Here is an 11,319-nt window from a genome sequence, read left to right as displayed (position 1 = left end):
GAACCCATGAAGCAGTGTTTTGTTTCATGGGTTATCTTTTGGTGTTAGTGAAGTTCGGCCGGGATCTAGAGCCGCCACAATTTCAGAGGAGAGTTGTGGTTTGCGTCCGAACATTAAATCAGCAGTCAGACACGAAAGTGCCGGTGAAGTTTGTACACCGTAGCCGCCTTGTCCTGCCAACCAGAAGAAACCATCAGGATCTGGGCTAAAACCAACAACAGGGGTGCGATCTTTAACAAAGTTACGTAATCCTGCCCAAGAGCGTTCAACTCTGGTGACGGGTATGGTTACGGCCTTTTCAAAGCGATTTAAGCCCTCGGCCAAGACCAAATCGTCGACCCAGGCGTCATGTGGTTCTACGGGTATTTCTTCTGCAGGAGATACCATTAATTTGCCAGCTTCAGGTTTGAAATACCATGTTTCAGAAGCTGATACGACGAGGGGCCATTGTGTGACATCAAATCCATTAGGAGCGGGTAGGATCGCCGCAGAGCGCCGCATAGGAACTAGCCCAACCGGCGTAACGCCAGCCAGTTGAGCAATCTCATCCGCCCAAGCACCCGCGGCATTGACGATAATTGGAGCTATAAAGGCCCCTGCAGGTGTCTTAACGTTCCAATAGTTATCCTGCTTCGTTATCTCTATTGCTTTTGCAGCCATGACCGTTTCTCCGCCATGAGAGCGCAAAAGTTTGGCATATCCCTGAAGTAGACGGTCGACATCAATGTCATAGGCATCACGTTCGATTGCGACACGCTGCAATCTATCTTGGCGAAGAATAGGAACCAGTTCAGTGGCTTCCTTAGGAGTTAGTTCTTCAATACCTACCGCACCTTTGAGGTAAGTTTCAAATTCAGGTACCTCTTTTTCTGTAGCGACCAATAGTTCACCGCGTATGGATAAGAGGGAACGATCAGAGATTCCTGTCGGATTTTCTAAAACGTCTGAACTCGCAGCATTTAAAGCACGCAGGACATCATTACCATAATTACGTATGAAGATCGCTGCAGAACGCCCAGTAGAGTGGTACCCCAAGGCTTGTTCTTGTTCTAAGACAATTACTTTGGCATCTGGGGCCATACGTGCGGCGGCACTTATACCTGCAATCCCACCACCGATAACAAGAATATCAGCATGTTTATTCATTGGAATATCATTAGAGTAATTAAAGGAGAGATAATGAGACTTTTTAAGTTATACATTAACGCACCCTGATCAAAAGTATTTTTGATCTCTCAATTACCCTTATGAAGTCTCGTTATTTCTGGCTTGAAGTTCAACGGACGTTTTTTCTGGTACGTGACGACCAGAAAAATCTTGGAAAGGTCGAAAATGTTATCAAGGATATCCAGTAGGTGTTGCCCACTGGTGTGAATATCGGAAATGTAATCCAACAGGATTAAGTAATTTTCTGGGGTAATCCGAGTACTTCGATTTTAAAATGTTTTCTGCATACCGGCACGTAACGATCATTGCCCCCAATCACGACTTGAGAACCTTCTTTAATTGCCAAGCCATTTTCATCGACACGCATGACCATTGTTGCCTTACTGCCGCAATGGCAAATTGTTTTTAACTCATGCAAAACATCTGCCCATGCCAATAGTTGTTTACTGCCTTCAAAAAGATTGCCCTGAAAATCTGTCCTCAAACCATAGGCGAGAACAGGGATATTCAATTGATCGACTATCTCGCTAATCTGGAAGACCTGTTCCTTGGTTAAAAACTGAGCTTCATCAACGAAAACACAATTGATCTTGCGTTCGGATAACTCAGTCCTCGCCATTTCTAATAGATTATCTTCATTAGTATAAATTAGCGCCTCTGCCTGAAGGCCTATTCGAGAGGATATCTTTCCTTTTCCATAACGATCGTCCAAGGCCGCTGTAAACAGAAGGGTTCCCATACCTCGTTCTTGATAATTATAACTCGACTGTAAAAGAACCGTGGATTTTCCCGCGTTCATAGAGGAGTAATAAAAATATAATTTTGCCATTTGAACTATTCGTTACCTAAGAGAAAGTATCAGGACTGTTTACAGACGTGCGATAAGTTTGTCTTTGGTTTTTTGATCAGCAAATGAATTTTCGAGTGATATTTTGGTAATTTCAGTCAATTCATTATCTGAAAGAGAAAAATGATTGGCAGCAATCCTATATTCATTACCAATTGTGGTATGAAAAAAGGGAGGATCATCGGAACTCAGGGTAACTTTGCATCCTGCTTCTTTTAACTTTAAGAAGGGGTGCTCAGCAAAATTTGGGTAAACACCCAGCGCAATATTGCTTCCGGGACAAACTTCAAGAGTAATGTTTTGATCTATTAGTCTTTGAACAAGATTAGGATCTTCAATCGACCTTACACCATGCCCAATTCTTTTTACAGGAAGATGATCTAAGGCTGCATGGACAGATTCCGGTCCTGCCATCTCTCCTGCATGAACGTTACACAATAGTCCGGATTCATTGGCGGTGTTAAAAGCAGTGGAAAAATCAGATGGGTGGTGTGCATTTTCATCTCCCCCCATACCAAATCCAACAACAAGAGGATGGGGAGATGCAACTGTCTGTTTGGCAACCTCTATGGATCTCTCTGGTCCCAAATGACGTACACAAGTAACAATTAAGCGCCCCACAATATCAAAGTCAGACTGAGCGTCTTCAATACCCTGTACGATGCCATCGAGATGGTTTTGATAACTCATCCCGGCCATTGCTGCGTGGTCAGGGGAAGACATGACTTCAGCATAGATTGTGCCTTGTTCAGCACATTGCCTCAAATAATCGTAAGTAACGTCTCGATAATCCTCGGGTGTCTTGATAACGGAGCTCGCGAGATCATAAGCATTGAGAAACTCTAAAAAGGTCGTCCACTTGAAAGTACCATCATTTTTAAAGAGTTCGGCAGGGAGTGACATTGAGTTACGTTTGGCAAGGCGCTTTACGAGTTCTGGAGATGCTGTTCCTTCGAGATGCGAGTGCAGTTCCGCTTTTAGTACCATTTTGTTGCCCTTGCCTGTGTGTGAGCTTTGTTGTTGTATTATAAAAAAGACGTGCCGAATTTTAGTGATGGAATTCCGAGATGTTTTGCAACTGATTGACCTATATCGGAAAAGGTATCCCTCAGGCCGATATTTTTTGGCAAAATATCAGGGCCAAAAGCGATAACTGGAATATTTTCGCGGGTATGATCTGTCCCGCCCCATGTTGGATCACAGCCATGATCGGCAGTTAAAATGACGAGATCGTCTGGTTTTAAAGCGTCCATAAGTTTGGGGAGCTTCATATCAAAGTCTTCGAGGGCAGCTGCGTACCCAGGAACATCTCTTCTATGTCCATAAAGGCTGTCAAAATCAACAAAGTTAGTAAAGGTCAAAGAGCCTTCTGGTGCAGTTTGGACTTGTTCCATTGTTCTATCAAAAAGCTCATCGTGACCAGATGCTTTGATAACCTGGGTAGGCCCTTGATGAGCATAAATATCTGCGATTTTTCCTACGGCGATCATTTCACGCCCAGCAGCTTTCACTCCATCCAATAAAGTCGGGGCAGGGGGCAGAACACTGTAATCTCGTCGGTTTCCGGTTCTCGCAAAGTTGCTGGCATCCGTTCCGGTAAAGGGGCGTGCAATTACACGACCGATATTCAGCTCATCAACAAGATCTCGAACTTTCAGGCAAAGATCTAATAAGCGATCCAGGCCAAAGCTTTCTTCATGTGCTGCTATTTGAATGACGCTATCAGCGGATGTGTAGATAATCGGTTTTCCGGTTTTTACATGTTCTTCCCCGAGCTCCGCAATAATCTGGGTTCCCGAAGCATGATAATTACCCAGTATGCCAGGTAACTGACCTTGTTTAACAATGGATGTAACGAGGTCTTCCTTGAAACAAGGGGTTTCATTCGGAAAGTATCCCCAGTCGAAATTGACGGGAACACCAGCAATTTCCCAATGACCGCTCGGGGTGTCTTTTCCATTACTCACTTCGCTTGCTGCACCGTAGATAGAAGTCGGTTTGATATCGCTTGAAAAACTTTCAGGGAGATCTCCGGTACTTGCTCTGGCAGTGAAGCCAAGCCCCAGGGATTCCAAGTTCGGAAGCGTTAATTTCCCACCACGTAAACCATCGCGATTAGCCCGACCTGCAGCGCATTCTTTTGCAATATGACCAAGAGTATCCGCACCCAGATCACCAAATGCCTTTGCATCAGGGGCCCCAACAACTCCAAATGAATCTAATAATAAAATGAAAGCTCTAGGCATTTTAATTTACAATCTTTTTTAGGATGGGGCTTAAGGGCGTGATTTTCTCTTGTGTTACGCTCAGTGCCATTTTGTATTGAGAGGCGGCGAACTTAGCATCTTCCTCGGATTTGGCATGTACGCGGGCAATGGGCGTATGACGATCAACCTTCGTTCCAATTGGAACAATATGATCAAAGCCAACAGTGTAATCCAGGGCTTGTCCTACTTTGCTTCTTCCGCCGCCCAGAGATACAACTGCCATGCCAATGTCTCGAGTATTTGTCGATGACAAATAACCCTCTTCATCGAGAAAAATATCGACAGCCACTTTCGATTTTTGCAGATATTTTTCCGGTTTATCACAGAAATCAGAAGGTCCGCCCAGACCAGAAACCATTTTCTGAAACAGTTCGAGAGCACGACCATTATCCAAAACGGTCTTAATTTTTGCTTCGGCCTCGTTGGATGTTTGCGCAAGCCCACCCGTCATAAGGAGTTCGGAACAAAGTGAAGTCGTAACCTGTTCAAGTCGGCTATCTCGAGTTTCCGATTTTAAATAGTCCAGAGCTTCGTGAACTTCCAAACTGTTTCCTGCAGTAGATCCTAAAACCTGGTTCATGTCTGTGATCAGTGCTGAAGCTGGTAATCCTGCCCCACTTGCTACTTTCACAATAGAATTTGCGAGTTCTTCAGCCATCTCAAGATTATCGGCAAAGGCACCATTGCCTACTTTAACATCCATCACAAGCCCTTGAAGACCCGCAGACAGCTTTTTGGAGAGAATGGAAGCAGTGATCAATGCGATAGATTCTACAGTCGCTGTAATATCTCTTATGGCATAGAAACGTTTATCAGCTGGAGCGAGGTTTTCTGTTTGCCCAATAATGGCGCAACCTGCTTGTTGGGTTACCTGCTTGAAATTATCAATACCAACCACTGTTTGGTAGCCGGGAATAGCGTCAAGTTTATCAAGTGTCCCCCCGGTATGACCAAGCCCGCGTCCTGAAATCATAGGGACATAACCACCGCAAGCTGCGATAATAGGGGCAAGCATCAAGCTTAATTTATCACCGACACCACCTGTTGAGTGTTTATCGAGTACAGGCCCTAAGCTTTTAAGTTCAGACCAATCAATAACATCCCCAGAACAAGTCATGGAGCGGGTCAGCTCAACGGTTTCTGCTTCGGACATTCCACGAAAAAAAACGGCCATAGCAAAGGCAGCAATTTGCCCTTCGCTAATGGATCCGTTGGTAATCCCTTGAACAAAAAAAGCTATTTCTTTTTCATTCAGGGGTATGCCTTCTCGTTTTTTTCGAATGAGTTCCTGAGGAAGGTACATTAATACCCGCCTTTATCAGCCGCCTGTTTTTGGTGGCCTAGGACTGCTAACAGATCGTTTAAAAGGCCACTGGCGCCAAATCGGAAGTTCTTAGAGTTCACCCAATCTGATCCCATTATCTGGGCTGCAAGATCCATGTATTCTACTGCCTGTGCATGGGTTCTAATGCCGCCAGAAGCTTTGAAACCACAGGCTTTCCCACTATCCTTGATCGCCTTCAGCATAATTTTGGCAGCCTCAAGGGTGGCCGAGACATCCGTTTTTCCTGTAGAGGTCTTGATAAAATCGGCTCCGGCATCAATGACAGCAAGGCTCAACTCATAAAGAGAGGAAAGGTCTTCGAACGCACCGCTTTCAAGTATAACTTTTAGGGAAACCTTTTCACCACAAGCATCCTTACAGGCGCGAACCAACTCAGGTGCACTCGTTTTATCGCCAGACATCCAGGATTGATAGGGAACGACGACATCAACTTCTGTCCCGCCAAGCTCGATGATATTTTTTGTCTGTGCAACCGCGGCCTCAAGGCCTTCATTTCCCGTGGGGAAGTTTGATACCGCGGCAAAGTTTACGCCTTTTCCTTGGAGAGTATCCCTGCAGAGATGTAGAAACGGAGGATAGACACAGACTGCAGCTACAGTTGTGAACGGCGTTACAGCCTTTGCACATAGTTCGCGTATACTTTCATCAGTATCATCAGCGGACAGACTTGTTAAATCGAGCAAGCTTAGGGCCAGTTTTGCATTATCAGTCATTTGCATCATCCAGATCTTTAAGGTAGCAGCTTACCAGGGAAATGAGATTTTGGGCCGCAATTTTAGCATTTCGCATTGTTTGTTCGTGGGTGAGGGCTGTATCGCTCATTCCAGCACCATAGTTGGTGATGATGGATACGGCTGCAGTTCTAATATCTGCTCTACGCGCCAAAATAACTTCGGGTACAGTCTACATTCCAACGGCATCAGCACCGAGGATTGACGCTGCGCGGATCTCGGCAGGCGTTTCAAAATTGGGGCCGGAAAACCACATGTAAACACCTTCGTGGAGGTCAATTTTGTTTTCTTTAGCTGTGTGAATTAGCTCATTACGAATCTTGGGATCATAAGCGTCGGTTAAGTCAACAAAGCGATCATTTCCGCGCGCACCAATTAAGGGGGACATGCCTGAATAGTTAATATGATCGTTAATCAACATGATACTGCCAGGACCAGCAGCTTTGTTGAGGCTACCGGCTGCGTTGGTTAAGAGTAATTGAGAGCAACCGAGTTCTTTTATGGTCTCGATTACGGTCAACATGCCTGTGGCGTTACCGTTTTCATAATAATGACTGCGTCCTTGTAAAATCAGGACTTCTGTACAGTTGATTTGACCTAAAATGAGAGAACCTGCATGGCCCTCTACAGAAGGTTTAGGAAACCCAGGCAAATCATCATATGAAATTGTAATTGGGTTTTCTACGGCTTCGACGAGTGGTCCTAAACCAGAACCAAGGATAATTGCTACTTTTGGGATAACGCCCTGAAGGCGGCCACGGATAATTTCTAATGATGCATTATTCGTGGATTGTGTTGAGTTAGTCATGTTTCAAATTATCAGGTCCAAATGAAAATGGAAGGAGATCTTCGATAGTAAAACTTTGTCGTAAGCCTTCTGGGCCACAGACATGAATTTTGGTTTCTGGCGTTGAAAACTCACGGATCTTCTGGCGACATCCGCCACAAGGGGTCACGAGTTCATCACCAGAACCCATGACATAAATTTCAGCTATTTCTCGACTGCCATTTTGAACCATGGCAGAAATTGCGCCACCTTCGGCGCAGACACCTAGGGGGTATGCTGCATTTTCAACATTACACCCATTGTAATAACTTCCATCAGTAGAGCGTATAACAGAGCCAACATGGAATTTCGAATAAGGCGCATAGGCCCGCGACATGTTTTCTTTAAGCTGTTTAAGGATTGTAGAAAGTTCCACGCTACCGCTCCTTCACGTAAGGTCGGCCAATCGCTTTTGGCGCTACTGCTTTACCAATAAAACCAGCTAACAAAACCACAGTTAGCACATAAGGCAAGGCCTGCATAAATTGAACCGGGATTTCACCAATGCCAGGTAATTTGACACCTTGCAAACGTACAGCCATGGCATCGAGGAAACCAAAGAGCATACAAGCCAGAAGGCCTGGTACAGGTTTCCACTTACCAAAAATCATCGCTGCCAAAGCAATATAGCCCTGGCCAGCGGACATTTCCTTACCAAAAGCCGCATTTTGTCCTGTGGATAGATAAGCCCCCGCAATACCGCAGAGGATACCCGCGATAACCACGGAACGATACCTTAAGAAGGTTACTGATATACCCGCCGTATCAACAGCCTGTGGATTTTCCCCAACCGCACGCAAACGCAGACCAAAACGGGTTTTGTAGAGGATCCACCAGGTCACAGGCACAGCCAAGAATGCAACATAAACCAATAGATTATGGCCGCTTAATAGCTCCGAGTATATTGGTCCCAGTACCGGAATATCACCCAGTGCCTCAGCTCCGGGGAAGGTAATCGGAGAAAAGCGTGCATCACCACTTAGCGTTGGCGTCTGGCCACCTTTATGGAACCAGGCGCCACCAAGTGTAACCGTAAGGCCAGAAGCCAGAATGTTTATCGCAAGACCACTGACAACCTGGTTGCCACGGTGGGTGATACAAGCAAAGCCATGAAGGATAGCCATCAAGACTGAGGTTACAATCGCCGCACATAAGCCAACAATCGCCGACCCACTGACGGCGGCAACAGCCGCTGCAGCAAAGGCACTTCCTAATAATTTACCTTCAAGGCTAATATCAATAATGCCTGAGCGCTCTGAGAAAATACCTGCCATTGCACAGAGAACGAGTGGTGCAGAAACCCGCAGAGTTGAATCCAAAGTGGACAGGAGTAAAAGGAACAAATCATCCATTGGCTTGCTCCCCTACAACTTCTTTGTTTGAGACAATGGCCATAAAGATACGCTCAACAGTAGGTCTTGCCATATATGCCAATGCACCACAGAAAAGGATTACAAGCCCTTGAATAGCCTTTACCATTTCAACCTGGATAGTCGGAATTTCAAAGGAAAGTTCAGCTCCACCTTGGTAAAGAGCGCCAAACAGAAGGCTGGCAATAACAATACCGACTGGATGATTACGGCCCATCAATGCGACAGCGATACCTGTAAAGCCCGCACCAGCAGTGAAATCCAAGAGGACCCTGTGATGAACGCCCATGATCTCATTAATGCCAACAAAACCGGCAAGAATACCAGAAAGACACATAGTACCAACGACTAAGCGCTGTGTATTGATGCCGCTATAATTTGCGGCATTCTCATTAAAACCAAGCATTCTGATCGCGTAACCCCAACGGGTATGCCAAATGAACAGCCAGACAAAAACACAACTAAATAAAGCAAGGAGAATTGATAAATTTAACGGGGTTTTCTGGATTTCAAATCCAAACCATCCTACAGCTTCTTGCATTGTCGGTATTTGGGCGGAAGCTAAAAAGTCTCGGCTTTCTGGTGACATTTGCCCGGGTTCGATAAGGACATTTACCAACAGATAGTTCATCAAGCTAAAGGCGATGAAGTTGAACATAATTGTCGTAATAACAATATGGCTGCCTCTATAAGCTTGAAGATAAGCTGGGACATAGGCCCAAGCTGCACCAAAAAGCCCTGAAGAAACTATGGCAAGAGGGAGAATGATCCAAAAGGGGAAATACTGATCAAGAGCGAGGCAAATTAAACCAACACCAAGTCCACCAATATAGGCTTGTCCTTCTCCCCCGATATTAAAGAGACTGGCGTGGAATGCGACTGCAACAGCTAACCCGGTAAAGATAAAGTTCGTCGTGTAGTATAGGGTGTAACCTAAATTATAATCGTTGCCGAATGCACCATAAACAACGATTTTGACAGCTTCGACGGGGTCTTCGCCTATAAGCCAAATAACCAAACCTGAAACAAAAAATGCCAACATAATATTGATCAGAGGAATTACACCGACATCGATCCATGCTGGGAGAGCTTTACTTGGACTACTCATGCCGGGATCCCCTCAGAGTGCTCATCATTATTTTGGGTTGCGCTTTTGGGGCCCACATCAGCTTGAGTTCCTGCATTCCCCATAAGAAGACCGAGCTGTCTTGCATCAGCATCCTTACCAGCAACTTCGCCAACCACGCGTCCCTCAAACATCACCAGAATTCGATCACTAAGAGACATAATTTCTTCAAGCTCAACAGAGACAACCAAAATCGCTGAGCCGGCATCACGCATGGCAATCAGGTTTTTATGAATATATTCAATAGCGCCAATATCAACACCGCGGGTAGGCTGTCCCACAAGGAGTACTTTGGGGTGACGATCCATTTCACGGGCAAGAACAAGCTTTTGCTGATTGCCCCCAGAGAAATTGGCAGACTTAAGTTTTGGATCCTCAGGACGAACGTCATGATCCTGCATCAAACGCCGACAATGCTCTTCTACTGCTTTGTTATCCATGAGAATTTGACCATTGTAAGCAGGATCCTCATGGAACCCCATAATGGCTGTCTCTTGGGCATTAAATGCAGTAACCATTCCCATTCGATGACGATCTTCAGGTACATGACCAACACTTAACTCACGAAACTCTTTAGGTGTTTTGTGTGCCTGGGCATCGATTTTGACAGTATCGAGTTCTATTGAACCAGTCTGTAATGGGCAAATACCGCTTAAAGCCGCCAAAAGCTCGGTTTGGCCATTTCCAGATACACCTGCGATACCAACGATTTCGCCGGCTTTAAGTGTTAGGGAAACGTCGTCGAGCTTTTTAATACCATCTTCACTGTAACTGAGGTTTTTGGCTTCGAGGAGTATTTCACCTGGTTTTGCATCCGTTTTATCAACTTCCAAAAGGACTTTACGTCCAACCATCAATTCGGCGAGTTCATTTTTAGAAGTGTCTGCAGTTTCTCTTTCAGAAACCATGGTGCCAGCACGCATTACAGTTACTCTATCCGTAATGGCCATAATTTCCTGAAGTTTATGGGTGATCAGAATAATGGATACACCACGACTGCGGAGTATATCCAATATTTTAAACAGTTGATCTGTTTCCTGTGGTGTTAAAACGCCTGTGGGCTCGTCGAGAATAAGAATTTCGGCGCCGCGATACAGTGCTTTTAATATTTCGACCCGTTGTTGCAACCCCACGGGGAGATCGCCAGTTAAGGCATCGGGATAGACTGATAGGCTATATTCTTTGGAGAGTTTTATAAGTTCTTCCCGGGCAACTTTGCTGCTCTCATTCAAAAGAGGAGTGCCTTCTGCGCCGAGCATTACATTTTCAAGAACTGTAAAGGTTTCTACGAGCATAAAATGCTGGTGAACCATACCAATGCCAAAAGAAATCGCATCTCTAGAAGAATGGATTAATTTTCTTTGGCCATGTATGAAGATATCTCCTCTATCAGCCTCGTAGAAGCCGTAGAGAATGCTCATCAGGGTAGATTTTCCGGCACCATTTTCTCCGATGATGCCGTGGATAGTTCCCGGGAGAACCTTTAAATCCACATTGTGATTTGCTTTTACAGGGCCAAAGCTTTTGCTGATGGCTTTAAGTTCAATAGCAGGTGGGGGAGCTGATTGCTCCCCCATTGCGTCAGACTTATCAGTCTTGATGCTTTTTATACTCATAAAAAACCTAATACAGTATTATCA

General features: G+C 45.2%; 10 protein-coding genes and 1 pseudogene. All 11 read right to left on the bottom strand.

All coding sequences use genetic code 11. From position 1 onward, the window contains the following. Positions 1 to 24: 24 nt before the first annotated feature. The gene (locus ACOGW3_RS02630) at positions 25 to 1,146 is read right to left on the bottom strand and encodes an NAD(P)/FAD-dependent oxidoreductase (protein WP_419901537.1); all 1,122 of its coding nucleotides are present in this window, start codon (positions 1,144 to 1,146) and stop codon (positions 25 to 27) included. 253 nt (positions 1,147 to 1,399) lie between these two features. Then, positions 1,400 to 1,996, bottom strand: a complete 597-nt coding sequence (locus tag ACOGW3_RS02625; protein ID WP_419901536.1) for a thymidine kinase — start codon at positions 1,994 to 1,996, stop codon at positions 1,400 to 1,402. Between the two features lie 39 nt (positions 1,997 to 2,035). Further along, positions 2,036 to 3,001 carry an adenosine deaminase gene (locus ACOGW3_RS02620; RefSeq protein WP_419901535.1) on the bottom strand — a complete coding sequence of 322 codons (966 nt, stop codon included), beginning with the start codon at positions 2,999 to 3,001 and terminating at the stop codon, positions 2,036 to 2,038. A gap of 38 nt (positions 3,002 to 3,039) precedes the next feature. Then, entirely contained in the window at positions 3,040 to 4,260 is a 1,221-nt protein-coding gene (locus ACOGW3_RS02615; protein ID WP_419901534.1) for a phosphopentomutase, read from the bottom strand. A 1-nt stretch (position 4,261) separates the two neighbouring features. Then, complete coding sequence (deoA, locus tag ACOGW3_RS02610) at positions 4,262 to 5,584, bottom strand: thymidine phosphorylase (RefSeq protein ID WP_419901533.1); 1,323 nt, start codon at positions 5,582 to 5,584, stop codon at positions 4,262 to 4,264. After that, on the bottom strand, positions 5,584 to 6,339 hold the full coding sequence (deoC, locus tag ACOGW3_RS02605) for a deoxyribose-phosphate aldolase (protein ID WP_419901532.1): 756 nt from the start codon (positions 6,337 to 6,339) through the stop codon (positions 5,584 to 5,586). Before deoC ends, deoA begins: the two co-directional genes overlap by 1 nt. Then, a pseudogene (locus ACOGW3_RS02600) lies at positions 6,332 to 7,165 on the bottom strand (purine-nucleoside phosphorylase). Before ACOGW3_RS02600 ends, deoC begins: the two are co-directional and overlap by 8 nt. After that, entirely contained in the window at positions 7,158 to 7,559 is a 402-nt protein-coding gene (gene cdd, locus ACOGW3_RS02595) for a cytidine deaminase (protein WP_419901531.1), read from the bottom strand. Before cdd ends, ACOGW3_RS02600 begins: the two are co-directional and overlap by 8 nt. Before the next feature lies 1 nt (position 7,560). Further along, positions 7,561 to 8,535 carry an ABC transporter permease gene (locus tag ACOGW3_RS02590; protein ID WP_419901530.1) on the bottom strand — a complete coding sequence of 325 codons (975 nt, stop codon included), beginning with the start codon at positions 8,533 to 8,535 and terminating at the stop codon, positions 7,561 to 7,563. Beyond that, positions 8,528 to 9,661 carry an ABC transporter permease gene (locus ACOGW3_RS02585; protein ID WP_419901529.1) on the bottom strand — a complete coding sequence of 378 codons (1,134 nt, stop codon included), beginning with the start codon at positions 9,659 to 9,661 and terminating at the stop codon, positions 8,528 to 8,530. Before ACOGW3_RS02585 ends, ACOGW3_RS02590 begins: the two co-directional genes overlap by 8 nt. After that, complete coding sequence (locus ACOGW3_RS02580) at positions 9,658 to 11,295, bottom strand: ABC transporter ATP-binding protein (protein WP_419901528.1); 1,638 nt, start codon at positions 11,293 to 11,295, stop codon at positions 9,658 to 9,660. The genes ACOGW3_RS02585 and ACOGW3_RS02580 overlap by 4 nt, the downstream gene beginning before the upstream one ends. Positions 11,296 to 11,319 lie beyond the last annotated feature (24 nt).

The sequence above is a fragment of the Kiloniella sp. genome, assembly GCF_965205715.1.
In the GTDB taxonomy this organism is placed as follows: domain Bacteria; phylum Pseudomonadota; class Alphaproteobacteria; order Kiloniellales; family Kiloniellaceae; genus Kiloniella.
The sequence above is the reverse complement of the archived record's forward strand: the minus strand, read 5'-3'. Positions and strand labels throughout refer to the sequence as shown.

Excerpts from the sequence above, each read along its gene's own strand:
- ACOGW3_RS02585 (WP_419901529.1), bottom strand. The coding sequence starts at position 9,661 with ATGAGTAGTCCAAGTAAAGCTCTCCCAGCATGGATCGATGTCGGTGTA.
- deoC (WP_419901532.1), bottom strand. The coding sequence starts at position 6,339 with ATGACTGATAATGCAAAACTGGCCCTAAGCTTGCTCGATTTAACAAGT.
- ACOGW3_RS02590 (WP_419901530.1), bottom strand. The coding sequence starts at position 8,535 with ATGGATGATTTGTTCCTTTTACTCCTGTCCACTTTGGATTCAACTCTG.
- ACOGW3_RS02625 (WP_419901536.1), bottom strand. The coding sequence starts at position 1,996 with ATGGCAAAATTATATTTTTATTACTCCTCTATGAACGCGGGAAAATCC.
- ACOGW3_RS02630 (WP_419901537.1), bottom strand. The coding sequence starts at position 1,146 with ATGAATAAACATGCTGATATTCTTGTTATCGGTGGTGGGATTGCAGGT.
- ACOGW3_RS02620 (WP_419901535.1), bottom strand. The coding sequence starts at position 3,001 with ATGGTACTAAAAGCGGAACTGCACTCGCATCTCGAAGGAACAGCATCT.
- ACOGW3_RS02580 (WP_419901528.1), bottom strand. The coding sequence starts at position 11,295 with ATGAGTATAAAAAGCATCAAGACTGATAAGTCTGACGCAATGGGGGAG.
- deoA (WP_419901533.1), bottom strand. The coding sequence starts at position 5,584 with ATGTACCTTCCTCAGGAACTCATTCGAAAAAAACGAGAAGGCATACCC.
- ACOGW3_RS02615 (WP_419901534.1), bottom strand. The coding sequence starts at position 4,260 with ATGCCTAGAGCTTTCATTTTATTATTAGATTCATTTGGAGTTGTTGGG.